The 24,278-nt window shown below is 66.4% G+C and carries 17 protein-coding genes and 1 tRNA gene; 5 read left to right on the forward strand and 13 right to left on the reverse strand.

Translation table 11 applies throughout. The annotated features are described in order from the left end of the window. Positions 1-12: 12 nt before the first annotated feature. The 4 genes from pdhA to P2PM1_RS07960 all read right to left on the reverse strand — a co-directional run bounded on the left by pdhA (position 13) and on the right by P2PM1_RS07960 (position 5,532). On the reverse strand, positions 13-1,065 hold the full coding sequence (gene pdhA, locus P2PM1_RS07945; protein ID WP_186388002.1) for a pyruvate dehydrogenase (acetyl-transferring) E1 component subunit alpha: 1,053 nt from the start codon (positions 1,063-1,065) through the stop codon (positions 13-15). A 195-nt stretch (positions 1,066-1,260) separates the two neighbouring features. Further along, complete coding sequence (locus tag P2PM1_RS07950) at positions 1,261-1,599, reverse strand: septum formation initiator family protein (protein WP_244293078.1); 339 nt, start codon at positions 1,597-1,599, stop codon at positions 1,261-1,263. Positions 1,600-1,685: 86 nt separating this feature from the next. Further along, on the reverse strand, positions 1,686-5,219 hold the full coding sequence (gene mfd, locus P2PM1_RS07955) for a transcription-repair coupling factor (protein WP_186398743.1): 3,534 nt from the start codon (positions 5,217-5,219) through the stop codon (positions 1,686-1,688). A gap of 16 nt (positions 5,220-5,235) precedes the next feature. Continuing rightward, entirely contained in the window at positions 5,236-5,532 is a 297-nt protein-coding gene (locus P2PM1_RS07960; RefSeq protein ID WP_186398744.1) for a succinate dehydrogenase assembly factor 2, read from the reverse strand. Positions 5,533-5,732: 200 nt separating this feature from the next. Here P2PM1_RS07960 and recG point away from each other — a divergent pair, with 200 nt between their 5' ends. Then, positions 5,733-7,841, forward strand: coding sequence for an ATP-dependent DNA helicase RecG (gene recG / locus P2PM1_RS07965; protein WP_186398745.1), 2,109 nt, complete (start codon positions 5,733-5,735; stop codon positions 7,839-7,841). Between the two features lie 20 nt (positions 7,842-7,861). On the opposite strand, the gene P2PM1_RS07970 is transcribed toward recG, so the two are convergent. Further along, entirely contained in the window at positions 7,862-8,605 is a 744-nt protein-coding gene (locus P2PM1_RS07970) for a DUF502 domain-containing protein (protein WP_371328870.1), read from the reverse strand. Positions 8,606-8,756: 151 nt separating this feature from the next. Here P2PM1_RS07970 and P2PM1_RS07975 point away from each other — a divergent pair, with 151 nt between their 5' ends. Then, on the forward strand, positions 8,757-9,167 hold the full coding sequence (locus tag P2PM1_RS07975; protein WP_186388044.1) for a YbaN family protein: 411 nt from the start codon (positions 8,757-8,759) through the stop codon (positions 9,165-9,167). 204 nt (positions 9,168-9,371) lie between these two features. Then, positions 9,372-10,952 carry a peptidoglycan-binding protein gene (locus tag P2PM1_RS07980; RefSeq protein WP_186398746.1) on the forward strand — a complete coding sequence of 527 codons (1,581 nt, stop codon included), beginning with the start codon at positions 9,372-9,374 and terminating at the stop codon, positions 10,950-10,952. A gap of 93 nt (positions 10,953-11,045) precedes the next feature. On the opposite strand, the gene glmS is transcribed toward P2PM1_RS07980, so the two are convergent. Next, a complete protein-coding gene (gene glmS, locus P2PM1_RS07985) occupies positions 11,046-12,872 on the reverse strand; it encodes a glutamine--fructose-6-phosphate transaminase (isomerizing) (RefSeq protein WP_186398747.1) in 1,827 nt (608 codons plus the stop codon). Between the two features lie 268 nt (positions 12,873-13,140). Between glmS and P2PM1_RS07990 the strand changes: the two genes are divergently transcribed. Both P2PM1_RS07990 and P2PM1_RS07995 read left to right on the forward strand, forming a co-directional pair. Next, positions 13,141-14,187, forward strand: a complete 1,047-nt coding sequence (locus P2PM1_RS07990; RefSeq protein WP_186387996.1) for an SPOR domain-containing protein — start codon at positions 13,141-13,143, stop codon at positions 14,185-14,187. Positions 14,188-14,245: 58 nt separating this feature from the next. Then, positions 14,246-15,226: a DMT family transporter gene (locus tag P2PM1_RS07995; RefSeq protein WP_186395168.1), complete on the forward strand. Its 981-nt coding sequence runs from the start codon at positions 14,246-14,248 to the stop codon at positions 15,224-15,226. Positions 15,227-15,281: 55 nt separating this feature from the next. Here the strand turns inward: P2PM1_RS07995 and P2PM1_RS08000 are convergent, their stop codons facing one another. The 7 genes from P2PM1_RS08000 to P2PM1_RS08030 all read right to left on the reverse strand — a co-directional run bounded on the left by P2PM1_RS08000 (position 15,282) and on the right by P2PM1_RS08030 (position 24,253). Further along, positions 15,282-16,019 carry a cytochrome c biogenesis CcdA family protein gene (locus P2PM1_RS08000; protein WP_186398748.1) on the reverse strand — a complete coding sequence of 246 codons (738 nt, stop codon included), beginning with the start codon at positions 16,017-16,019 and terminating at the stop codon, positions 15,282-15,284. A gap of 342 nt (positions 16,020-16,361) precedes the next feature. Further along, complete coding sequence (locus tag P2PM1_RS08005) at positions 16,362-16,658, reverse strand: hypothetical protein (RefSeq protein WP_186387993.1); 297 nt, start codon at positions 16,656-16,658, stop codon at positions 16,362-16,364. Positions 16,659-17,024: 366 nt separating this feature from the next. Further along, positions 17,025-17,100, reverse strand: a tRNA-Lys gene (locus P2PM1_RS08010). Positions 17,101-17,207: 107 nt separating this feature from the next. Then, the gene (locus tag P2PM1_RS08015) at positions 17,208-20,357 is read right to left on the reverse strand and encodes an efflux RND transporter permease subunit (protein ID WP_186398749.1); all 3,150 of its coding nucleotides are present in this window, start codon (positions 20,355-20,357) and stop codon (positions 17,208-17,210) included. Between the two features lie 4 nt (positions 20,358-20,361). Further along, the gene (locus tag P2PM1_RS08020; RefSeq protein ID WP_186387991.1) at positions 20,362-21,507 is read right to left on the reverse strand and encodes an efflux RND transporter periplasmic adaptor subunit; all 1,146 of its coding nucleotides are present in this window, start codon (positions 21,505-21,507) and stop codon (positions 20,362-20,364) included. Between the two features lie 186 nt (positions 21,508-21,693). Continuing rightward, positions 21,694-22,560, reverse strand: coding sequence for a VOC family protein (locus P2PM1_RS08025; RefSeq protein WP_186398750.1), 867 nt, complete (start codon positions 22,558-22,560; stop codon positions 21,694-21,696). 64 nt (positions 22,561-22,624) lie between these two features. Next, positions 22,625-24,253, reverse strand: coding sequence for a CTP synthase (locus P2PM1_RS08030; RefSeq protein WP_186387989.1), 1,629 nt, complete (start codon positions 24,251-24,253; stop codon positions 22,625-22,627). Positions 24,254-24,278: the final 25 nt, after the last annotated feature.

Genomic DNA, 24,278 nt, shown 5'->3' on the forward strand with positions numbered 1-24,278 from the left:
ACGCTCCCGCGCTCAAAGAAGAATGTCGGTGTAGAGCTCGGAAACGTCCGGCTCCGGATCCGTCTGCGCGAATTCGGCGGACTCCGCCACGATCTCGCGCACCTCCTTGTCGATGGCCTTGAGGTCGTCCTCGCTCGCCCATCCGTTGTCCAGCAGACGCTTGCGGACCTGCTCGATCGGATCGTGCTCGGTGCGCATCTTCTGGACCTCCTCCTTCGACCGGTACTTGGCCGGGTCGGACATGGAGTGGCCGCGATAGCGATAGGTGATCATTTCCAGAATGTACGGCCCCTTGCCGGAGCGACAGTGCTCCAGCGCCTTCTCGCTGGCCGCCATGACGGCGCGCACGTCCATGCCGTCGACCTGCTCGCCGGGAATGCCGAACGAAGCGCCACGCTGCGAGAGATCCGTCGTCGCGGAGGCGCGCTCGACGCTGGTGCCCATGCCGTACTTGTTGTTCTCGATGACATAGACCACGGGCAGCTTCCAGAGCTGCGCCATGTTGAAACTCTCGTAGACCTGGCCCTGGTTGGAGGCACCGTCGCCGAAGAAGGTCATCGCGACCGCGCCGTTCTCCCGGTAGCGGTTGGCAAAGCCGAGACCCGTGCCGAGCGAGACCTGGGCACCGACGATGCCGTGGCCGCCATAGAACTGCTTTTCCTTGGAGAACATGTGCATGGAGCCGCCCTTCCCTTTGGAATAGCCGCCCCGGCGCCCGGTCAGCTCGGCCATGACGCCCTTCGGGTCCATGTCCATGGCGAGCATATGGCCGTGGTCGCGATAGCCGGTGATCATCTGGTCGCCGTCCTTCGACGCCATGCGCATGCCGACGACGACCGCTTCCTGGCCGATATAGAGGTGACAGAAGCCGCCGATCAGACCCATGCCATAGAGCTGGCCGGCCTTTTCCTCGAAACGGCGAATGAGCAGCATCTGCCGATAGGCGTGCAGCTCCTGCTCTTTCGTGAAGTCAACGATCGCGGGCGACGATTTGGCCGCCCCTCCCTTCGACCGGGCAGCGCTCTTCGAGCGTACACCGGCAGCCTTGCCAGACGTTCCAGCCATATCCCTCGTCTCGGTTTTGCGTCCCTTGTGGGACGGCGTTTCCCCTTCAACAATCTAGCGGAAGGTACCCGAGGGGAAAAGTCAATGAAAGCCGGAAGATGGAGACTATTGAATTGATTTAAATATCTGAAAACAAAAGGATTTAGATTATTTAACTGAATTTCGGATAAATTTCCGATATTAACCTGAAACAGGTTACTCTGCCGAGGCGCGGCTCGGTCGCAGGATCGCCAGCTCCTGCGGATGCACCAGGTTGAGGCTGGCACGCGCGCGCTCGTCGACCATGTCCGGATCGAGGCTTTCAGGCCGCAGCAGCATCACCCGCCGCAGCAGCTCCTCCCGCTCCGCGCGCACCACGGCGAGTTCCTTTTCGAGTTCGGCATAGCGGTGCTCGATCTTGGCCTTGCCGACGAGGCCGAGTTCGCCGTTCAGAGCATGAAAGGCAAAGTAGGCGACAAGCCCGACAGCGATCGCCGGCACGGTGAAGCGCTGGCGGAGCGTGCGGCGGCGATGGCGAGTGGAATTGAACGACACGGAAGCGACCCGACTCGATACCAACAGTTCGATGGGATCACTATCGGCCAACAGCCTTAATGGATGGTTGCCGCCTGACCACAGGATCAGGCGGCGGCGCTCTCCGCTTCCGCCAGCCGCACCAGCTTGAGCAGGACCGCGGCACAGCCCTTGAGCCGCTGCTCGGCGCTGTCCCAGTCGCGCGTCAGGACAACCTTCTGGTCGGGCCGGATCTTCGCCAGAACGCCCTGCTCGGCAATGTAGGAGACCAGGCCGGCCGGATTGGCGAAGGAGCTGTTGCGGAAGGCAATGACGACGCCCTTCGGGCCGGCATCGATCTTCTCCACATTGGCGCGGCGGCACAGCCCCTTGATGAAGACGATCTTCAACAGGTGCTCCACCTCCTCCGGCAAGGAGCCGAACCGGTCGATCAGCTCGGCGCCGAACGCGTCGATCTCCTCCGGCGTGGAGAGATCCGCCAGCCGGCGGTAGAGCGACAGGCGCAGCGGCAGGTCGGCGACATAGTCCTCCGGAATGAGCACCGGCGTCCCAACCTGGATCTGCGGCGACCAGGTGTCCTCCGTCTCGGCCTCATCGCCGGTGCGCAACTGCGCCACCGCCTCCTCCAGCATCTGCTGGTAGAGCTCGAAGCCGACTTCCTTGATGTGGCCCGACTGCTCCTCGCCGAGCAGGTTGCCGGCGCCGCGAATGTCGAGATCGTGGCTGGCGAGCTGGAAGCCGGCGCCCAAGCTGTCGAGCGACTGCAGCACCTTGAGCCGCCGGTCGGCGGTCGTCGTCAGCGTCTTGTTGGCCGGCACCGTGAACAGCGCATAGGCCCGCGTCTTCGAGCGGCCGACCCGGCCGCGCAACTGATAGAGCTGGGCGAGGCCGAACATGTCGGCGCGGTGAACGATCAGCGTGTTGGCGGTCGGGATGTCGAGGCCGGACTCGACGATGGTCGTCGACAGCAGCACGTCGTATTTGCCCTCGTAGAAGGCATTCATCACGTCCTCGAGTTCGCTCGGCGCCATCTGGCCATGCGCCACCGCGATCTTCACCTCCGGCACACTCTCCTCGAGGAAGGACTTCTGCTCGGCAAGGTCCGACACGCGCGGACAGACATAGAAGCTCTGGCCGCCGCGATAGCGCTCGCGCAGCAGTGCCTCGCGCACCACGACCGGATCGAAGGGCGAAATGAAGGTCCTGACCGCCAGCCGGTCGACGGGCGGCGTCGCGATCAGCGACAATTCGCGCACGCCGGTCAACGCAAGTTGCAGCGTGCGCGGGATCGGCGTCGCCGACAGCGTCAGCACATGCACCTCGGACTTCAGCTCCTTGAGCTTCTCCTTGTGCTTGACGCCGAAATGCTGCTCCTCGTCGATGATCAGCAGGCCGAGATCGCGGAACGTGACGCCCTTACCGAGCAAGGCGTGGGTGCCGACGACGATATCGACAGACCCGTCCGCCAGCCCCTTCTTGGTGGCGGAAAGGTCCTTCGCCGGCACCAGCCGCGAGGCATGGGCGACATTGATCGGCAGCCCCTGGAACCGCTCGGAGAACGTCTTGAAGTGCTGGCGGGCGAGCAGCGTCGTCGGCACCACCAGGGCGACCTGGCGGCCGGTCATCGCGGCGATGAAGGCCGCCCGCAAGGCCACCTCGGTCTTGCCGAAGCCGACATCGCCGCAGACCAGCCGGTCCATCGGCCGGCCCGACGCGAGATCCTCGAAAACCGCGTCGATGGCGTTGAGCTGGTCCTCGGTCTCGTCATAGGGAAAGCGCGTCGCGAACTCGTCATAGACGCCTTCCGGCGGCATGATCGGCGGCGCGGTGCGCAGGGCCCGGGCGGCCGCGGTCTTGATCAACCCGTCGGCGATCTCCAGGATCCGCCGCTTCATCCGGGCCTTGCGGGCCTGCCAGGCACCGCCGCCCAGCTTGTCGAGCTGCGCCTCCATGTCTTCCGAGCCGTAACGGGTCAGCAGCTCGATGTTCTCGACCGGCAGGAACAGCTTGTCGCCGCCGGCATATTGCAGCTCCAGGCAGTCATGCGGAGCGCCCGCCGCCTCGATGGTCCGCAACCCGATGAAGCGGCCGATGCCGTGATCGACATGCACCACGAGGTCGTTCTGCGCGAGGCTTGCCGCCTCGGTGAGGACGTTGGCGCCGGACGCCTTGCGCCGGCGCTGGCGCACCAAGCGGTCGCCAAGAATGTCCTGTTCGCAGATGACCGTGAGGCCGTCGATCTCGAAGCCCTGTTCGATGCCGAGCACGGCAAGCGCCGCCATGCCCTTCGGCAGGGCCAGCGCGTCGCGGTCCGCCGCCACCGGCGCGGCCCGGTCGAGGCCATGGTCGGCAAGCACATGCGACAGGCGTTCGCGCGAGCCCTCGCTCCAGCAGGCGATGACGATGCGGTCGCCGGCCTTGCGCCGGGCCGCCGCATGCGTCGCCAGCGCATCGAAGACATTGACGTCGCCGGCGGAGCGCTCCGCCGCGAAACTGCGTCCCTGACGGCCGCCCAGCGCCACCACCTGCTGTCCGGTACCCGGCGGCACATCGAAGGGCGACAGGCGCAGGCTCGCTCCGTCGGCAAGGGACGTCGTCCATTCCTCGCCCGTCAGATAGAGCGCGTCCGGGGCCAGCGGCTTGTAGGGAACGGCGCCGGACCCGGACGCCTTCCCCAGTGCTTCCATACGGGCTTGGTGATGCTCGGCGATCTGCTCCTGCCGTTCGCGCAGCACGTCGTCGATCGAGGCCGACAGGACGAAGGGCACGCCGGGACAATAGTCGAAGAGGGTCGCGAGCCGCTCGTGGAACAACGGCAGCCAGTGCTCCATGCCGGCGTAGCGCCGGCCCTCGCTGATCGACTGATAGAGAATGTCATCGCGGTCGGCCGCGCCGAAACGGGCGACATAGCCCTTGCGGAAGCGGGAGACGGCCTCCTCCGTCAGCACCACCTCGCTCATCGCGACGAGATCGAGATGCTTGATCTGCCGTGTCGTGCGCTGGGTTTCGGTGTCGAAGGTGCGCAGCGATTCCAGCGTGTCGCCGAAGAAGTCGAGCCGCACGGGCGCGGCCATGCCGGGGGCGAAGACATCGATGATGCCGCCGCGCACGGCATATTCGCCGGTATCCTGCACGGTGGAGGAGCGCACGAAGCCGTTGGTCTCAAGCCAGGAGATCAGTCCGCCGAGATCGACCCGGTTTCCCGGACGCGCGCTCCAGCTCTGGCTGCGGGCAAAGTCCGGCACCGGCAGCCGTTGCAGGGCGGCGTTGGCCGTGGTCAGCAGGACCGTCGGGCGCTCGAACGCCCCTCCGGCGCCGGCGAGCCGGCTGAGCGTGGTCAGGCGCCGGGCGACCAGCGCGGATGTTGGTGAGACGCGGTCGTAGGGAAGGCAATCCCAGGCCGGCAGGTCGAGCACGTCGCAGTCGGGCGCGAAATAGGCCAGCGCGTCCTGCACGCTGCGGGCATGGCTGGCATCTCGTGCTACGAAGACGCAAGAAACGCCCGCACCGGCCTCCTGAAGCAGTCTGGCCAGCACATAGGCTTCGGCGCCGTCCGGCACGCCGGTGACGACGGCATTGCCTGCCTTGAGGGAGAGTTTGTCGACCACGATTCGATTCCCGGCCCGGCCAGCCACGCCCATGCGGCTGGCGGAGAGTTTAGCTGCTCTTGCTGCGATAGGCGGCGACGGCGCGATACAGCGCGGTGTCGTGTTCCGCCGGCACCGGCTTATGTCCGATCATCCAGGCGAACAACTCCTGGTCGGAAACGTCCATCAGCACTTCCAGCGTGGCAAGGTCCGCCTCGCTCATCGTCGCGATGTGTTCCCCCACATAGCCGCCAAGGAGAATGTCCATTTCCTTCATGCCGCGATGCTGGCAGCGGTAGAGAATGCGCTTGCGCCGCGCGCTGTCGTCATCGCGTGCGCTGCCCGTCGTGGCCCTGCGGTCTGACATGCGATTTCCTTTGCCTGTGCCTATTCCCATCCGGGCGGCATCTGCCCGGCCGCGCGGGCACGGCCTTGACAGAACCCTGATCGTGCGCGGGTTATAGCGGTCCTTGCGTGAAACTCAATGCGCGGGGCTGCCACCGGTTCCAGCAACCGCGCCCGCGGCAGCATGTCAACCAGCCAGAACAATCGGTCTGCCGTCTGTCCATGCGTCCCTCGCTCCTCAATCCGCTGTTTGCCCCCGTTTCCTCCCTGCCCGGCGTCGGCTCCAGGCTGGCGATGCGGCTTGCCGGCCTGCTCGGGACGGACCCGGACCGCGAGCCCCATGTCGTCGATCTCCTGATGCACATGCCGAGCGGAGTGATCGACCGCCGGCTTCGGCCCGGTATCGCGCGCTCGCCGGAGGGCGCCATCGTCACACTGGAGGTGCGCGTCGACCGGCACCAGGCGCCGCCCCGCGCCAGCCGTGCCCCCTATCGCGTCTTCGGTCATGACGAGACCGGAGAAATCGCCTTCGTCTTCTTCCATGCCAATGCCGGCTGGCTGGAGAAGCTGATGCCCGTCGGCGCCGACCTTGTCGTCTCGGGCCGCGTGGAGTGGTTCAATGGCCGGCCGCAGATGGTGCATCCGGATCACGTGGTCCCGGCCGAGGAGGCGGACAGCCTGCCGCTGGTCGAACCCGTCTATCCGCTGACCCAGGGCCTGTCCGGCAAGGTGCTGCAAAAGGCCATCGCCGCCGGGCTCGAACGGATACCCGATCTGCCCGACTGGCTTGATCCGGCCTACGGCAAGAGCCGAAACTGGCCCTCCTTCCGCGACGCGTTGGTCGCGCTCCACCAACCGGACGAAACGCGGCTGGCCGAACACGGAGACGACAGTGCCGCGCTGGCCAGACTGAGCTATGACGAGTTTCTCGCCAACCAGCTCGCCCTTGCCCTGGTGCGCCGCTCACTGCGCCAGACCCGCGGCATCGCCCGGACCTTCGCCGGCACGCTGAAGGCGAAGATCCTCGCTGCCCTGCCCTATTCCCTCACGGAGGGCCAGGCGCAGGCGGTCCGGGAGATCGAGGAGGACCTCGCCTCGCCGGTCCGCATGCTGCGGCTGCTGCAGGGCGATGTCGGCGCCGGCAAGACGGTTGTCGGATTGCTTGCGGCAGCCGCTGCCATCGAGTCGGGCGCCCAGGCCGTGCTGATGGCCCCGACCGAGATCCTGGCCCGCCAGCACCATGCCTCCCTCGCCCCGCTCTGCGAGGCGGCCGGACTCCGTCTTGCCATCCTGACCGGGCGGGACGGAGCCAAGCACAAGCGCGAGACCCGTGCCGCACTCGAAGCTGGCGAGATCGACCTCCTGGTCGGCACCCATGCCCTGTTCCAGTCTGACATCGTCTTTCACAATCTCGGCCTTGCCATCGTCGACGAGCAGCACCGGTTCGGCGTTCACCAGCGCCTGATGCTCGCCTCGAAGGGCCAGGGCGTCGACATGCTGGTGATGACGGCCACGCCCATCCCACGCACGCTGGTGCTGACCTATTTCGGCGACATGGAGGTCTCCCGCCTGACGGAGAAGCCGGCGGGCCGCCAGCCGATCACCACGGTTGCCGTGCCGCTCGACCGGATCGACGATGTGGTTGGACGCCTGCGGGCCGCGCTGAGCGAGGGAAAGAAGGCCTATTGGGTGTGCCCGCTGGTGGAGGAGTCGGAGAAAACCGATCTGGCGGCTGCGGAAGAGCGCCATGCGGTCCTGACCCAGCTTCTCGGGCCCCGGGTCGCCCTGGTGCATGGACGCCAGGGCAGCGAGGAGAAGGAGGCCGCCATGCGCGCCTTCAAGGACGGCCCCGTCCAGCTTCTCGTCGCAACGACGGTGATCGAGGTCGGCGTCGACGTACCGGAGGCCTCGATCATCGTCATCGAGCATGCGGAGCGGTTCGGCCTGTCGCAACTGCATCAGTTGCGCGGGCGCGTCGGGCGCGGCAGCGAGGCCTCGACCTGCCTGCTGCTCTACAAGACCCCGATCGGCGAAACCGCCCGTGCGCGTCTATCGATCATGCGCGAGACCAATGACGGGTTCCTCATCGCCGAGGAAGACCTGCGCCTGCGCGGCGAAGGCGAGATCCTGGGAACACGCCAGTCGGGCACGCCCGGCTTCCGCATCGCCGACGCCGGGACGCAAGGAGACCTGCTGGAGACCGCGCGCGACGATGCCCGTCTGGTGCTGGAGACCGAACCCGTCCTCGACGGCAGGCGCGGCCCTGCGCTGCGCCTGCTGCTCTATCTGTTCGGCCGGGATGAGGCCGTGCGATTGCTGCGGGCCGGTTGACGGGAACGGACGAAAAAGGGCTACGCGCGGGACGCCTTCGCCTCCCCTTGCTTCCCCTTTTGGCCCTCTTCCTCCAGTCGCGCCAGCTTGTCGTATTCGGGACTGACGAGCCCGGCCGAGATGACCAGCTTGGCGGCATCCTCCACCGACATGTCGAGTTCGATGATCTCGTTCTTCGGGACAAAGAGCAGGAAGCCGGATGTCGGGTTCGGCGTCGTCGGCAGGAACACCGCGGTGACGTCGTTGCCACTGCTGGCCAGGTGATGTGCCACCTCGCCGCGCGCATCCGTGGCGATGAAGACGATGGCCCACAGTCCCGGTCGTGGATAGGGGATGATGGCCGCCTTCTTGAAGCTGTTGGAGCGCTCCGCCAGCACAGTCTCGAAGATCTGCTTCAGCCCGCTATAGAGGTTGCGCACCACGGGCATGCGCCCGAGCAGGAGTTCGCCATAGGAGACGAGCGTCTTGCCGGCGATATTGGCAGTTAGGAAGCCGATCAGGACGAGCGCGAGAAACGCGACGATCAGACCCACGCCCGGCACCGGAAACGGCAGGTAGGTGTCCGGATTGTAGACGCGCGGGATCAGCGGCTTCATCCAGCCGTCGACCCACTGGATGATCGACCAGGTCAGATAGGCCGTGATCCCGAGCGGGCCGGCGATGATCAGTCCGGTCAGGAAATAGTTCCGCAACCGCGTCATCGCGCTGGGCCGCGCGATCGCCGCGATATGTTCAAGATCGTCCGGGTTCGTGTTTCCGCTCATCGTCGCGTCATATCCTGCCATCTGATGGGCCAACCGGCCTTCGGTGTGCTGCATCCGCCGCATTGCTGCGGCGCCGAACTAGCCCCCTGCCCGAACATTTGATAGTCAGCCTGTGCGAATGAGCAAGCTGCCATGGAGACAAAACGGTTTCATGGACCAGAAGGGATCTGAACCCAGGGCGGCATGGGCCGTGCGTCTGGGCTACCGTGTGCTGGGCGGGCTTCTCGTCGCCATCGGCGTGATCGGAGCGTTTCTGCCGCTGCTCCCCTCGACCATCTTCTTCATCGGTGCGACAGCCTGTTTCGCCCGCTCCTCGCCCAGCCTGGAAGCCTGGCTGCTCGAACATCCGCGCTTCGGCCCCGGCATCCGGGCCTGGCGTGACGAAAAGGCCATCCGCCCCCGCGCCAAGATCGCCGCGCTGAGCGGAATGGCGTTCGGGTATGCGGTCTTTCTGATTTCTGCCAGCCCCTCGCTGCGACTGGCCGTCGTCGTGTCAGTCGTCCTCATGGCCTGCGCGACCTATGTCGCCTCCCGCCCCTCGGGGACAGAACCCGACGCCTGAATGCGGCGGAGGCGGCCTCCTCGCAGTCGCCACTCGCAGGATGCCGTTTGCTCACGGCTGGTTTACCATGGTGCGACACCGGGTCGCGGCGTGTGACGCCGGTCACGGCACCCGACCCCGGGCAGGCTCAAACTGGCCTCCTCCCGTCATCCGATCCCGCAAGGACAGGCCGGCGGTCAAACCAGTGAATGCGAGGATTTGGCAATGACCAACAGAGCATATGCCGCCAACGGCGCTGCCTGCGCCGACCCGCCCGCCGCACCAGCCCGGTTCTGGACAGCCATCATGCTGCCCTTGCTCATGGCGCTTGCCGCCATGACCTTCCTGCTGACGCCGGCCAGTGCCCAGCCGATAGAGCTCAATCGCGACCGGCCGATCATCCTGCCGGATCGGCCCATTCTCTGCTCTCCTCCAAGAGTGATGCGCAACGGCCGCTGCGTGATGCCCGACATTCCGGTTCTCTGCGCACCGCCGCGCGTCATGCGAAACGGACGCTGCGAGATGCCGGAGCGTCCGGCGGTCTGCCTGCCGCCGCGCGTCATGCGGGAGGGCCGTTGCGTCATGCCGGCTCCGATCGTCTGCCCGCCGCCGCAGGTGCGCCGCGGCGACCGCTGCGTCATGCCCGAGCTACCGGTCGTGTGCCTGCCGCCGCGAGTCATGCAGGGCGGCCGCTGCGTCATGCCGGCTCCGATCGTCTGCCCGCCGCCGCAGGTACGCCGCGGTGACCGCTGCGTCATGCCCGAACTACCGGTCGTGTGCCTGCCGCCGCGCGTCATGGAGGGCGGCCGCTGCGTCATGCCGGCTCCGATCGTCTGCCCGCCGCCGCAGGTACGTCGCGGTGACCGCTGCGTCATGCCCGAGCGCCCGATTGTGTGCCGCCCGCCGGAAGTGCGTCGCGGCGACCGCTGCGTGCTGCCGGACCGTCCTCCGGTCTGCCACCTGCCCTACATCTATTCCGCCCGCGAGCGCCGCTGCATCCTGCCGGTACCGGTGCCGCCGATCGTCACCCCGCCGGCCTGCATCGCCCCCTGGCAGTATTCGCGGGCTGCGGGCGGCTGCATCTGCCCCAGCGGCTATGTGGTCGATCGGGGCGAATGCGTGCGGCGCGACACCCAGGCCTGCACCTTCCCGTTCGTCTATTCCTCCAGCCAGAACCGCTGTGTCTGCGCGCAAGGATACCGGCCGTTCGGAGCAGGCTGTGCGCCGGAACGCCCCACCCCGACCCCGCAGGAGAACATCTCCTGGATCCAGGCCTGTCTGAATGCCGCCGGTTACGATGCCGGGCCGGTCGACGGCCTGAGCGGACGGCGGACGCGGGACGCCTGGACCGGCTTCCGTCAGGACAGCGGGCTGGGCGGCGGCGAGGCGCCGTATACCGATCCGGAGACGCTCGCCAAGCTGTTTACCGCCTGCAATCCGGCGGAAGAGAGCGAAAGTGGCGCTTCCGCCTCCGATGACGGGGACGCGGCAACGGCAGACGCCGGGTCGCAGATCCCGCCGACGGACGCGGCGCCGCCGCTTGCCGGAGCTTTCACGGCGGCCCCGGCCCTGTGCGCCACCGGCCGGCTCTACAGCCTGCTGCGCGGCGAACAGGAGGAGCTGGAGCCTTGCGGCCGCAGTTGCATCCCCGCGCCGGAAGGCATGAGCGAGGAAGACCTGCTGCAGCAGCAGGAACGCCAGGGCATCACCTGGTGCCGGTCCTGCGTCGCGGTCGGATCGCTCGGCATGCTGTGCCCGGCGCTGGTCGAGGACGCGGAGGCCGCCGAACAGGACAGCGCCAACTGAGCCGATGGCGACCAACAAAAACGCATGCGGCCGCCCGGAACTCTCCGGGCGGCCGCATCGTGTTCGATCCGTTGTCTGTCGCGGTGCGCGGGACTATTCCACCGTCACCGACTTCGCCAGGTTGCGCGGCTGGTCCACGTCCGTGCCCATGAAGACGGCCGTGTGATAGGCGAGCAGTTGCACCGGCAGCGCGAAGACGATCGGGGCGATAAACTCCGGCACATCCGGCACGACGACGGTGCGCCAGGTCGGGGCGCCGCAGGCAGCGGCCCCCTTCTCGTCGGTGATCAGCACCACCTTGCCCCCGCGCGCGGCCACTTCCTCCATGTTCGACACCGTCTTCTCGAAGACCGGGTCGAACGGCGCGATGACGATGACGGGGACATCCTCGTCGATCAGGGCGATCGGGCCGTGCTTGAGTTCGCCCGCCGGGTAGCCTTCCGCGTGGATATAGGAGATTTCCTTCAGCTTCAGCGCCCCCTCCATGGCCAGCGGAAAGCTGGTGCCACGGCCGAGATAGAGCACGTCGCGCGCCCGCGACAGCGGCTGGGCCAGCGCCTCGACCTCCGCTTCCAGCGAGAGCGCGCGGTTGACCGTGCCCGGCACCTCCGCCAGCGCCCGCACCAGGGCGGCCGCCTCCTCGGCCGACAGATGCCCGCGCTGCACGCCGGCATGGACCGCCAGCGAGGCAAGCACGGCAAGCTGACAGGTGAAGGCCTTGGTCGAGGCGACGCCGATTTCGCGACCGGCAATCGTCGGGAACACGAGATCGGCCTCCCGGGCGATGGTCGATTCCGGCACGTTGACCACGGCCGCGACCGTGATGCCCTGCGCCTTGCAGTAGCGCAGGCCCGCCAGCGTGTCGGCCGTCTCGCCGGACTGGGAGATGAACAGCGCCATGTCACCCTTGCGGATCGGCATTTCGCGGTAGCGGAACTCGGAGGCGACATCGATGTCGACCGGCAGCCGCGCATAGCGCTCGAACCAGTATTTTGCGACGAGACCCGCGTAGTAGGCCGTGCCGCAGGCCGAGATGATCAGCCGGTCGAGCGGCGCGAAGTCGATCGACGTGCCATTGGCGAAGACCGTCTGCATCTTGGAGAGATCGAGATAGCGCGACAGGGTATGGCCGATCACTTCGGGCTGTTCATGGATCTCCTTGGCCATGAAGTGCCGGTAATTTCCCTTGTCGATGGTCAGCGAGACGGCCTGCGAGGCGATCACCGGCCGCTCGACCGGCGCGTTGGACGCATCCATGATCTCGCAGCCCGCGCGGTTGAGCACCACCCAGTCGCCCTCCTCCAGATAGGAGATGCGGTCGGTGAACGGCGACAGCGCGATGGCATCGGAGCCGAGAAACATCTCGCCCTCGCCATAGCCGACGGCGAGCGGCGAACCCCGTCTTGCGCCGATCAGCAGGTCGTCCTCACCCTCGAAGAGGAAGGCCAGCGCAAAGGCGCCCTTGAGCTTCGGCAGCGTCGCGGCCACCGCCTCGCGCGGGCTGGCGCCGCGGGCAAGCTCCCGCGAGACCATATGCGCGACGACTTCCGTGTCGGTATCGCTGGAGAGTTTCGCACCCTCCGCCTGCAACTCGCCGCGCAGCTCGAGATAGTTCTCGATGATGCCGTTGTGGACGACCGCCACGCCCGGCGCGGAGTGCGGATGCGCATTGGCTTCCGTCGCCGCGCCATGGGTCGCCCATCGGGTGTGACCGATCCCGGCAAGGCCGGCGATCGGCGCCCGCTCCAGCTTCTCCTGAAGGTTGCGGAGCTTGCCGGGCGCCCGGCAGCGGAGCAGCCTGCCACCGTCGAGCGTTGCCACCCCGGCCGAATCGTAGCCTCGGTATTCCAGGCGCTTCAGCGCATCGACGAGCAGGCCGGCAACCGGCTGCTTCCCCAAGATCCCGACAATTCCGCACATATGTGAGTGTCTCCAAAGCTCGGCGGAGGCAGCCGACGCGCCGACGTCTTGCCTCGTGTGTGGCCACACCCTTAGCGAACGCGCCCCGTCCGCGCACAATCAAAACCTGTTTCAGTTCGTGACATGGATTTGCAAACAAAGCCGAAACGCCAATCGGCCAGTCTCGGCAAAAGTGACTAAAACCCCTTGTATCGACAGAAACTTCAAGCCTTGTTAACCATGTCGGGCGTTTTCTGGACGCAGACGAGACAAGCGCGGGATACGCGGCGTGAAACCGCTGGAATCGAGCAAGAGGAAGCAGCCGGTACGGGTTTCCGGCGACACCCGGTCCGTCGCACTTTGGGGCGGCGGGGCGATGCTGTTCGCCATCGTCGGATCGGCGTCCGTCTTCCTTGCGCCCCAGTTCCCCCTTCACAGCCGGCAGATCGACAGCGGCCCGCTTCCTCCGCCGGGAGAAGTCCGCACCACGGCGTCGGTGACCTCCCGCACGGCCGGTGGAATCGAGGTCTACCCGTCCGAGGGCGGCACCGAAGGGGCTCAGGCCCGACGCATGATGCAGGCCGAACTGGATACGCTCCGCCGCGAAGTCGCGGAATTGCGCCGCATCACCAGCGTTTTGAACGAGCGCAACAGGATGCTCGCCGAGCGCACCGTCGGCCCCGAGAATGCAAACTCCGTTCAGGCCGCGCAGGCCGCCAGCGGGTTTCAGCAGGATGTGGATGCCGCCGTCGATGCCCGTGCCGGAAGTGCGACCGCCGTCGAGACATTGCCCGCTCCGAACGTCCGTAAGGCGCCTGACAAGACCGTTCCGGCCTCGACCGCCGCTGCGCCCGACAAGGAGGTCGCCGACCTGATCGGTGCGGCCTTGCCGGACAATCTCCGTCAGCCGGTGCGGATCGTCGCACTGCCGGGAAGCGAACCGCCCGGCAGCACGGCATCGATTCCCGCGCCGGCCGGACAGGACGCCCACCCGACGCCCGCACTGCCCTCCCTCGCCGTGACGCAGGCGGCAGGCCATATCGCTCCGGGCAGCGCGGAGCGGATCCAGAGAACCGATTTCGCCGTCGATCTCGGCAGCTACGCCTCCCAAGCCGATGCCGAGGCCGCATGGTCGAAGCTGCGGAGCGCGCGCAAGGACCTGCCCGAACAACTGCAAAGCCACATTCTGGCAGCAGAGACAGGCGACGGCGTGACCCTCTATGCCGGCCCCTATCCGAATGCCGCGGATGCTGCGATGACTTGCGTCCACATCTCCGACGAAGGTATCAGGTGCCGACCCGTTCCCTTTCCTCAGGTCCGTGCCTTAGAACCGTAGGCTAGAGATCAGAGCGACTGGCCGACGCAACAGCCTTCGCCCCCAAGTCAGGCCTTATATGTTCGATCCAACCAATGTCCGGCAGCGGGCCTATGCCCTGCTTCTCGTCATGCCGCTGTTTTTCGCGTCCAACATCGTCATCGGCCGTGCCGCTGCCGCGACGGTGGAGCCGTGGACGCTCGCCTTTCTGCGGTGGCTCGTCGCCTTCCTGATCCTGCTGCCCTTCGCCCTGCCCGGTCTGAAGCAGCACCGTGACGAGATCCTGAGAAACTGGCGCCTGATCACCATCATGGGCCTGCTCGGAATGTGGTTCTGCGGCGCGGGCGTCTATTTTGCCCTCAGATACACCTCCGCGACCAATGGCACCCTGATCTACACCTCCTCTCCGGTGCTGATCCTGATGCTGGAATGGCTGTTCCGCGGCCGCGCCATCGGCCGCCGCGAAGCCATCGGGATCGTTCTGGCGATCCTGGGTGTCGTGGCGATCGTTGTGAAGGGATCGCTTGGACAGCTCCTCGCCCTGCGTTTCAACGCCGGCGATGTGATCTTCGCGATCGCCGCCCTCAGTTGGGCGGTCTATTCTGTGCTGTTGAAGCGCAAGACCCTCGCCGCGGTGCCGACCATCTCGCTGTTCGCCGCGCTGGCTTTTGCCGGCGTCGTCACGCTCGCCCCCTTCACCCTCGTTGAAATCGTCGAAACCGGGCACTTCCCCGCGTCGCTGGATGCCTGGCTGTCGATCTTCGGGCTGGCGCTGATCGCCTCGGTCCTCGCCTTCTACTGCTTCCAGCACGGCATCGCGGTGGTCGGGCCGTCAACCGCCGGCCTGTTCATGTATCTGTTGCCGCCCTACGGGGTGATCATGGCCGTGGTGTTTCTCGGCGAGGAGCTGCACGCCTATCACTTTGCCGGATTCCTGCTGATCATGTCCGGCCTGGTGATGGCGACAGCGCCGGTGTCGCTCTGGCGCAAGGCGGCGGACCTGCTCCCGCTCGGCCTCCTCAAGCTGCCCTTGCGCGCTCCGGCGCAGGGCGCCGAGTGACGGTGGACCTGCCGGGCGGCAGCGATCCGAAGTTCGGCGCCGCCCCTTTGGACCGTCAGCCGATGACGGCCAGCGCGGGAAACGTCTCGAGCAGCCAGAAGGACAGGCGCGCCATCTGGCCGGTCATGAACGCAACGCCGGTCACGATGAGAAAGACACCCATCGCCCTCTCGACCGTGACCATGTGCCTGCGGAAACGGCTCATGAACCGCATGAACGGGCCGGCGAACAGGCCCGCGACCAGGAACGGCACGCCGATCCCCAGCGCATAGGCGCCGAGCAGGATCGCGCCCTGGGACACGGACTCCTCGCTGCCGGCGACGAAGAGGATCGCGGCAAGGATCGGTCCGACGCACGGCGTCCAGCCGAAGGCGAAGGCAAGGCCGATCACATAGGCCCCGACGAGGCCGGCCGGCTTGCGCTCCACATGCACCCGAGCCTCGCGGTAGAGCAAGCCGATCCGGAACACGCCGAGGAAATGCAGTCCCATGACGATGATGGCCGCCCCGGCAATGTAGCCGAGCACCTGGATATGCTGGGTGACCACCTGCCCGATCAAGGAGGCGCTGGCGCCGAGGGCGACAAAGACCGTCGAAAAGCCCAGGACAAAGGCAAGGGAGGCAAAGAAGACCCGGTAAGGGTCGGCCTTTTCCTCCCCCTCTCCCGTCAACTCGTCGAGGGAGACGCCGGCGAGGAACCCCAGATAGGGCGGGACCAGCGGCAGCACGCAGGGAGAAACGAAGGAGAGCAGCCCCGCGAAGAAGGCACCGATGAGTGTGACGTCCTGAAACATGAGCATTCCTGCTTGCAGGCGGAAGACCGGCCGGCCGCCTCTTGCGCCGCCGAACCTGATACCGTTCGGCTTAGCGGATACACGCTGCAGGGCAATGTGACCCCTTGCCTCAACTACGTATTCGGCTTTTGCGTGTGGTCGGCCCGTCCCGATATAGGCCCCGGAGGCGGAGAAGTCGCCTCACCTTTTGGCGAGCGGGAAGACGGAGGGTGCGAGCGGCGCAGGAGGCGGTCCGCGATGTCTTCGCTCAGGACGGGTCGCAGCTTTCCGCAGGGCGGCGAACGAAAAACATGACGGAAATCAATCTGTTCCAACGGAACGGACCACCGGGCGGGCGAGAGGTCAGTCCCGCCCCTTGCCGCCATAGATGACTTCCAGGAAATTTCGGCGCAATTGCGCCTCGTCCTGTCCGTCGCGCAGGCCCTGACGCCACTGATCGATGACGAGGCGCAGGGCCAGCGTCTCGCGGGTATGCGGCAGCCGGCTGAGATAGTCGGTGAAATAGTCGTCGAGAGCCTGGCGGTCGAGGGCCCCTTGCGCGATCAGGCCGTGGATCAGCGCCATCGTCGCAGCGATATGCCCCCTGAGGAACTCGTATTCTGCCGTTCCTGTCGTGTTGCCGCCGGAGGTGTCAGACATCTTCTCGTGCGCCCGTCCCGTCGTTGTGGGGTTCACCTGTCTCTGCCGGTAGTTGTACACAGCATTGGTGAACTGGTCGAGACACGATCCGCTCGTCAAGAACTGCGCCGTTGCAGTCCCTTCCCGCCGATCGCGCCGACCGGTTGTGATCATGACTCTATATCATGAACAGAGCGTTTTCCACTTGGCCTGACGATCAAACGATAGGCGCAGCCTCTCGGCGGGCGAAAAAACCATGATCCATCATTGCTCTGGACGAATGGAGCGGTGTCTTGGAGCGATAGCCGGCGCAGCAGGCCGAGGCGACACGGTGGAGTGCGCTTCGCTCACCGACCGCAGGACACTGCGACAGCGCTGCGATCTTGATGGTGAGCCCGCAGGGGCTCGAACCCTGGACCTACTGATTAAAAGTCAGTTGCTCTACCAACTGAGCTACAGGCTCACGCGGGTTCCTGTAACAATGTGGGCGCGGCGTGACAAGAGGCGAATTGGCCGGGGGTGGAAAACCGCCCCCGGACCGATGCCCTGCCCGCGCCCGCCGGCTGCCTCTTACGCGCTCTCCGTGCGTGCGCTGGGGACATCCGCGCCGGCATAGATGCCTTTGAGGCGCTCGCGGATGATCTGCATGACCACATAGAGCACCGGCACGAGGATAACGCCGAGCGAGGTGGCGAACAGCATGCCCCCGAACACGGCGAAGCCGATGGCCTGCTGGCTCGCAGCACCCGCCCCGCTCGCGGTCATCAGCGGCACGACGCCGAGCAGGAAGGCGAGCGCGGTCATCATCACCGCCCGGAAGCGCAGATGCGCCGCCTCGCGCGCCGCCGCGATGATCGACTTGCCCTTGTCCCGCTCCTCCATCGCGAACTCGACGATCAGGATCGCGTTCTTCGCCCCGAGGCCGACAAGCATGATCATGCCGATCTGCGTGTAGAGGTTGACGTCGCTGCCCGTCACCGCCACCGCCACGAAGGCGCCGAGCAGCGCCACCGTCACCGACATCAGGATCGCCAGCGGCATCGACCAGCTCTCGTACTGGGCGACGAGGAACAGATAGGCGAAGAGGATCGACAGCATCAAGACGATGACGACGATCGCGCCGGCGCCTTGCTGCTGCTGCGCGGTGCCGGTCCACTCGAAGGCATATCCGGCCGGCAAGGCCTCGGCCGCCCCCTTCTCCATTTCCGCGATCGCGTCGCCCGTCGACATTCCGACCTTGGGCGCCGCGTTGACCGAAGCGGCACGGAACATGTTGTAGCGGTTGAGAAGCTGCGGCCCGAGCACATTCTCCACATTGACGATGGAGCGCAACGGCACCATCTCTCCATCGCTGTTGCGCACATGCAGCCGGGCAATGTCGTCGGCCCGGTCGCGGAACGCCCCCTCCGCCTGGATCATCACCCGGTAGACGCGGCCGAACAGGTTGAAGTCGTTGACATAGTAGCCGCCGAGAAAGGCCTGCAGCGTCTGGAACACGTCGCTGACCCGCACGCCCAGCAATTGCGCGCGCTCGCGATCGAGATCGACGAAAAGCTGCGGCACATTTGCCCGGAAGGTCGAATAGGCCTGGGCGATGGAAGGCTGCTGATTGGCCGTATAGACGAGCGAGCCGACAGCGGAGGCGAGGTCCTGAGGCGTTCCGCCGCCGGTCTGCTGAATCTTCATCTCGACACCGGCGGTGGTGCCGAGGCCGGGGATCGGGGGGGCGTTGAAGGCGATGATGTTGGCGCCGGGGATTGTCGAGAAGGTCGCCCAGAGCTGGGCGAGGATACCGTCGGCGCTGAGCTGCGGCGACGTGCGCTCGCCCCAGGGCGTCAGCTTGACGATGACCATGCCCGCGTTCGGCGACAGGCCGGAGTTGAGGATCGAGAAGCCGTTGACGATGATGACATGCTGGATGCCGTCCATCGCCTCCAGCATCTCCTCCATCCGGTCGGTCACCTCGCTGGTGCGCGGCAGGGCGGCGCCGTCCGGCAACTGCACGTCGACCATCAGGTAGCCCTGGTCCTCCAGCGGCAGGAAGCCCTGCGGCAGGCGGCCGCTCATCACCACGATCAGCGCGACCGCCGCGCCGATACCGGCAAGGCCGAGGAACGAGCGCGGCAGCAGGCGCGAGACGATGCCGACATAGCCGTCGCGGGCATGGCCGATGCCCCGCTCGAACATCGCCATGACACCGCGCGGCGGCCCGGAGCGGGCTTTCAACACCAGCCCGCACAGGGCCGGCGACAGCGTCAGGGCGTTGATCGAGGAGATGATCACCGCCACCGAGATGGTGACGGCGAACTGCGAGTAGAGCTTTCCGGTGATGCCCGGCATGAAGATCGTCGGCACGAAGACCGCCAGCAGCACCAGGGTCGTCGCGATCACCGGCGTGGTGATCTGCCCCATCGCCTTCTCGGTCGCTTCCCTGGCGGACAGCCCCTCCTCCGCCATGATGCGCTCGACGTTCTCAACCACGATGATGGCATCGTCGACGACGATGCCGATGGCCAGAACCAGGGCGAACAGGCTGATCGTGTTCAGCGACATGCCCGCCAGCAGCAGCACGGCGAAGGTGCCGATCAGCGACACGGGAATCGCGATGGTCGGAATGACCGTCGCCCGCCAGTTGCCCAGGAACACGAAGACGACCGCGATGACCAGCCCAAAGGTCATCATCAACGTCATGACCACGTCGTCGAGCGAGCGCTCGACGAACTCCGTCGTGTCGAAGGGAATGTCGTAGACCACGTCCTCCGGGAAGGAGCGCGACAACTCCTCGAGCCGCGCCCGGACCCCGTCGGCCACCGCCAGCGCATTGGCGCCCGGCGCCTGATAGATCGCCAGGACGGTCGCCGGCTTGCCGTCGAAACGGCCGTTGGCGCCGTAGAACTGGGAGCCGAGCTCGACGCGCGCCACGTCGCCGACGCGCACCAGCGCCCCGTCCTCGCCGGTGCGCAGCACGATGTTGCGGAATTCCTCGGCCGTCGAAAGCCGCCCCTGCGCCCGCACCGTATACTGGAACTGCTGGCCCTCGGGCGCCGGCGGCGCGCCGATCTGCCCCGCCGCCACCTGCAGGTTCTGGTCCTGGATCGCCGCGATGAAATCGCCCGGCGTCATCGACAGGCTGGCCATCCGGTCCGGATCGAGCCAGACCCGCATGCCATAGGCGAAGTCGGTGAGCACGTCGGCCTTGCCGACGCCCTTCACCCGCGCCAGGGCGTCCTTGAGGTTGATCGATGCGTAGTTGGCGAGAAACAGCTCGTCATAGGTGCGGTTGGGCGAGAACAGCGTCACCACCAGCAGCATGTTGGTGCTGGCCTTCTGCACGGTGACGCCGCTGCGCGTTACCTCGGCCGGCAGCACGCTGGTCGCCTGGGAGACGCGGTTCTGCACGTTGACCGCGGCGATGTCCGGATCGGTCCCGACCTCGAAGACGATGTTGAGCGAATAGCTGCCATTGTCGGAACTGTTCGACGACATGTAGATCATGTTGTCGACGCCGTTCACCTCCGCCTCGATCGGCGCGGCCACCGTCTCCTCCAGCACCTGCGCGCTGGCGCCTGTGTAGCTGGCGGAAACGTTCACCACCGGCGGGGTGATGTTGGGAAACTGCTCGACCGGCAGCGACAGGTATCCCAGCGCGCCGGCGATGGTGATGACGATCGAGATGACCAGCGCGAATTTCGGCCGGTTGATGAAGATCCGCGAGAACATCGGCCTACTCCGCCGCGCCGGCGGCGAGCGCGGCGTTCACCGGCACGCCGGGCCTCACCTTCTGCAGGCCGAGCGTGATCACCCGCTCGCCTTCCTGCAGCCCGCTCGTCACGGCGAAGTCCGTCTCGACCTGCTGGCCGAGCTCGACATAGCGCTGCTCGACGGTCTCGTTGCTGCCCACCACCAGCACGAAGGCGCCGCGCTGGTCGCGCTGCACCGCCGACTGCGGAATGACGATCTCCTTCATCGCCACGGGGGCTTCGACCACCACTTCGACAAAGGTGCCGGCGACCAGCAGGCGATCGGGATTGGCGAAGCGCCCGCGCACCGAGATCGTGCCCGTCTTCGGGTCGACCACATTGTCGATGAAGACGATTTCGCCGTCCTGCTCGTAGCGCTTGCCGTTCGGCAGGATGATGTGGATGCCCGGCAGGTCGGCCTTGTCGCCGACCGCTTCCGCCGGACGCTCGCCGCGCACCGCGTCGAGATAGTCCTTCTCGCTGATCGCGAAGTTCACATACATCGGATCGGTGCGCACCAGCCGGGCGATCGGACCGGCGCTCGGCCCCACCACATCGCCGACGCTGAAATTGGTCTTGCCGATCTGACCGGCGAAAGGCGCGGCGACATCGGTATAGCCAAGATTGAGTTCGGCCTGGGTGATCGCGGCATTGGCGGCGGCGACGACGGCGTCTGCCTGTTCCCTGGCCGCCAGCGTCGCCTGATACTTCGCCTGCGAGACATGCCCCTTGTCGAACAGGTCCTTGTCGCGCTCCAGATCGGCGGCCTTCAGGGCAGCATCCGCCTGGGCACGGGCGGCATCCGCCTTGGCCGAGGCAAGGGTCGCCTCGTAAGGCGCGCGCTCGATGGTGAACAGGAGCTGGCCGCTCTCGACCGTCGCGCCGTCCTCGACATTCTTGGAGGCGAGGAAACCGGACACCCGGGCGATCAGGTTGACATCGTCGACCGCCTGGACGCGCCCGACGAAGCGGGCCGACTGGCGCACTTCCTTGGAAACGGCGGCGGCAACCGTGACGGAGGGCGGAGGAGCCGACTGGGAAGACGTGTCATCGGACGGATTGCAGCCGGCCAGCAACAGGGCAACCCCCGGAATCAGCCCCCGACGCAGGATGAGACGCAACTCTGGCATGAAACCCACCTCCCGCGGGGCACGGATATCGGCCCCGTTCAAACCACGTCCGTGCAACGTGCACTCATATAAAGCGCAACCTGTCGTGTGCGCTTGTGTATTGCGTGAATGAGAAGCCGCGATAACGCCGTCCGCGCTCGCCGGCCCTTGAGTGCCCCGCAACTTTTGCAAGGTTACACAGGGGCTTCAAACAAAGACAAGCGCCAATCCGAAATGATCTCCGGCAGGCATAACCAACCCTTCCGGCGCCTCGACGAAATCGAGCGAAGCCTCCTCCAGCACCCCGGCGACCCGCGCGCGGTCACGGGTCCGCAGGCCGAGCGCGGCAATCGCCGAGCCGCCGGGCGCGATCGCCGGCGCCTCGCTCCCGTAGAGCGCGGCGAAGGCTGACGGGGGCATCAGGTGCAGCCGGCCGCGCGGCGTCTCGATGGTGATGCCGAGGCTGGTCGCCCGCATCTCCCGCTGCCCCGTCAGGGCCGCGTAGAAGATGTGCTGCTCGGCCGGCTCGTCGCAGACGATCACCACCGATTCGAGCCCCGTCACCCCATTGGGGTGGGTCTGGTATTCCGCCGACCAGAAGTTCTCCGGATAGCGGTTGCGGCAGGTGAAGAATCCATGCGCCGGATCGCTGTCGTTGCGCACGAAGGTGAGGTCGAAGCCGACCTTGCGGATTTCGCCGTCGGGCAGCCTCGCCTCGCGGCCGAAGGAGAACGGCGCATAGACATGCAGGCCCGCCCGCTCGAAGTCGTGACGGTCGGCCGCAGGGTCGCGGCTTTCCATCACCACCATCGACGCGCCTTCGCGCGCTTTCAGGAAATCGCGGTTGAACGCGCCGAAGGAGAAGGTATTGCCCACGGCTTCGGGAATCAGCGCCGCATCGCCGATCCCCAACAATTCGATGAAGAAGCCGTCGAGCTGGACGAGATGGTTTTCCGTGCCCCAGGGATGGCGGGCGCGCGGCGTCACGCGAAAGCCCGCCCGCTCCAGGAACCGGGCGGCGGCGGCCAGATCGCGCACCGTCCAGACCACGTGATCGAAACCGCGTGCGGTCATCTTCCTCTCCCCCTGCCCCTTTGCGTCCGGCCTGTCCCGAGCGGACCGGCCGGCCCGGTCCCGATCAGACCAGGCGGCTCTGCTCGATCGCCGCGGCCACGAAGGAGGCGAAGAGCGGATGCGGTTCGAACGGCCGCGACTTCAGCTCCGGATGGTACTGCACGCCGATGAACCAGGGGTGGTCGTCGATCTCCACCGTCTCCGGCAGCAGCCCGTCCGGCGAGGTGCCGGCAAAGCGCAGGCCCGCCTGCTCCAGCCGCTCGCGATAGGCGATGTTCACCTCGTAGCGGTGGCGATGACGCTCGGAGATCATCTCCGAACCGTAGATGTCGGCGATCCGCGAGCCCTTCTGCAGCCGCGCCGGATAGGCCCCGAGGCGCATCGTGCCGCCGAGCTCGCCATCGGCGCGCCGCACCTCGATCTGGTTGCCCTTCGACCATTCGGTCATCAGGCCGACGACCGGCTCGGCCGCCTCGCCGAATTCCGTGGAATTGGCGTCAGTGATGTCGGCGAGATTGCGCGCCGCCTCGATCACCGCCATCTGCATGCCGAAGCAGATGCCGAAATACGGCACCTTGTGCAGCCGGGCGAAGCGGGCCGCGGCGATCTTGCCTTCCGCGCCGCGCTCGCCGAAGCCGCCCGGCACGAGGATGCCGTGCACGCTTTCCAGCCAGGGGGTCGGGTCTTCCTTCTCGAAGATCTCCGACTCGATCCACTCGATGTTGACGCGCACATTGTTGGCGATGCCGCCATGCACGAGCGCCTCGATCAACGACTTGTAGGCGTCCTTGAGGACCGTGTACTTGCCGATGATGGCGATGGTCACCTCGCCTTCCGGATTGGCGAGCGTCTCGGAAATGCCGGTCCAGCGGGACAGGTCGAGCGCCGGCGCACCGGTGATGCCGAAGGCGGCCAGCACCTCCTCGTCGAGCCCTTCCTTGTGATAGGCGATCGGCACGTCGTAGATCGACTTGACGTCATAGGCCGGAATGACGGCGCCCTCGCGCACATTGCAGAACAGCGACAGCTTGCGCCGCTCGCTGTCCGGGATCTTGCGGTCGCAGCGCACCATCAGGATGTCCGGCTGGATGCCGATGGAGCGCAGCTCCTTGACCGAGTGCTGGGTCGGCTTGGTCTTCAGCTCGCCGGCCGAGGCGATGAACGGCATCAGGGTCAGGTGGATATAGACCGCATGGCCGCGCGGCAGCTCGTTGCCGAGCTGGCGGATCGCCTCGAAGAACGGCAGGCCCTCGATATCGCCGACGGTGCCGCCGATCTCGCACAGCACGAAATCGTAGTCGTCATTGCCGTCGAGCACGAAGGCTTTGATCGCATCGGTGACGTGCGGGATCACCTGCACCGTGCCGCCGAGATAGTCGCCCCGGCGCTCCTTGGCGATGATGTCCTGGTAGATCCGGCCGGTGGTGATGTTGTCCATCTTGTTGGCCGGCCGGCCGGTGAAGCGTTCGTAGTGGCCGAGGTCGAGATCGGTCTCGGCACCGTCGTCGGTGACGAAGCACTCGCCGTGCTGATAGGGGCTCATCGTCCCCGGATCGACGTTGAGATAGGGGTCGAGCTTGCGCAGCCGCACCTTGTATCCGCGCGCCTGCAGAAGAGCCCCGAGAGCCGCCGAGGCCAGTCCCTTGCCAAGGGAGGAAACCACGCCGCCAGTGATGAAGATGTATCGCGCCATGGACCAATACCATATCGCCGCGGGC

Origin of the sequence: Stappia sp. P2PMeth1 (genome assembly GCF_900185735.1) — a bacterium.
Classification (GTDB): Bacteria; Pseudomonadota; Alphaproteobacteria; order Rhizobiales; family Stappiaceae; genus Stappia.

Coding starts and splice junctions, on each gene's coding strand:
- P2PM1_RS08005 (WP_186387993.1), bottom strand. CDS start 16,658: ATGTCTGACACCTCCGGCGGCAACACGACAGGAACGGCAGAATACGAG.
- P2PM1_RS08020 (WP_186387991.1), bottom strand. CDS start 21,507: ATGCCAGAGTTGCGTCTCATCCTGCGTCGGGGGCTGATTCCGGGGGTT.
- P2PM1_RS08025 (WP_186398750.1), bottom strand. CDS start 22,560: ATGACCGCACGCGGTTTCGATCACGTGGTCTGGACGGTGCGCGATCTG.
- mfd (WP_186398743.1), bottom strand. CDS start 5,219: ATGGGCGTGGCTGGCCGGGCCGGGAATCGAATCGTGGTCGACAAACTC.
- P2PM1_RS08015 (WP_186398749.1), bottom strand. CDS start 20,357: ATGTTCTCGCGGATCTTCATCAACCGGCCGAAATTCGCGCTGGTCATC.
- P2PM1_RS07975 (WP_186388044.1), top strand. CDS start 8,757: ATGGACCAGAAGGGATCTGAACCCAGGGCGGCATGGGCCGTGCGTCTG.
- glmS (WP_186398747.1), bottom strand. CDS start 12,872: ATGTGCGGAATTGTCGGGATCTTGGGGAAGCAGCCGGTTGCCGGCCTG.
- P2PM1_RS07980 (WP_186398746.1), top strand. CDS start 9,372: ATGACCAACAGAGCATATGCCGCCAACGGCGCTGCCTGCGCCGACCCG.
- pdhA (WP_186388002.1), bottom strand. CDS start 1,065: ATGGCTGGAACGTCTGGCAAGGCTGCCGGTGTACGCTCGAAGAGCGCT.
- P2PM1_RS07960 (WP_186398744.1), bottom strand. CDS start 5,532: ATGTCAGACCGCAGGGCCACGACGGGCAGCGCACGCGATGACGACAGC.
- P2PM1_RS07995 (WP_186395168.1), top strand. CDS start 14,246: ATGTTCGATCCAACCAATGTCCGGCAGCGGGCCTATGCCCTGCTTCTC.
- recG (WP_186398745.1), top strand. CDS start 5,733: ATGCGTCCCTCGCTCCTCAATCCGCTGTTTGCCCCCGTTTCCTCCCTG.
- P2PM1_RS08030 (WP_186387989.1), bottom strand. CDS start 24,253: ATGGCGCGATACATCTTCATCACTGGCGGCGTGGTTTCCTCCCTTGGC.
- P2PM1_RS08000 (WP_186398748.1), bottom strand. CDS start 16,019: ATGTTTCAGGACGTCACACTCATCGGTGCCTTCTTCGCGGGGCTGCTC.
- P2PM1_RS07970 (WP_371328870.1), bottom strand. CDS start 8,605: ATGAGCGGAAACACGAACCCGGACGATCTTGAACATATCGCGGCGATC.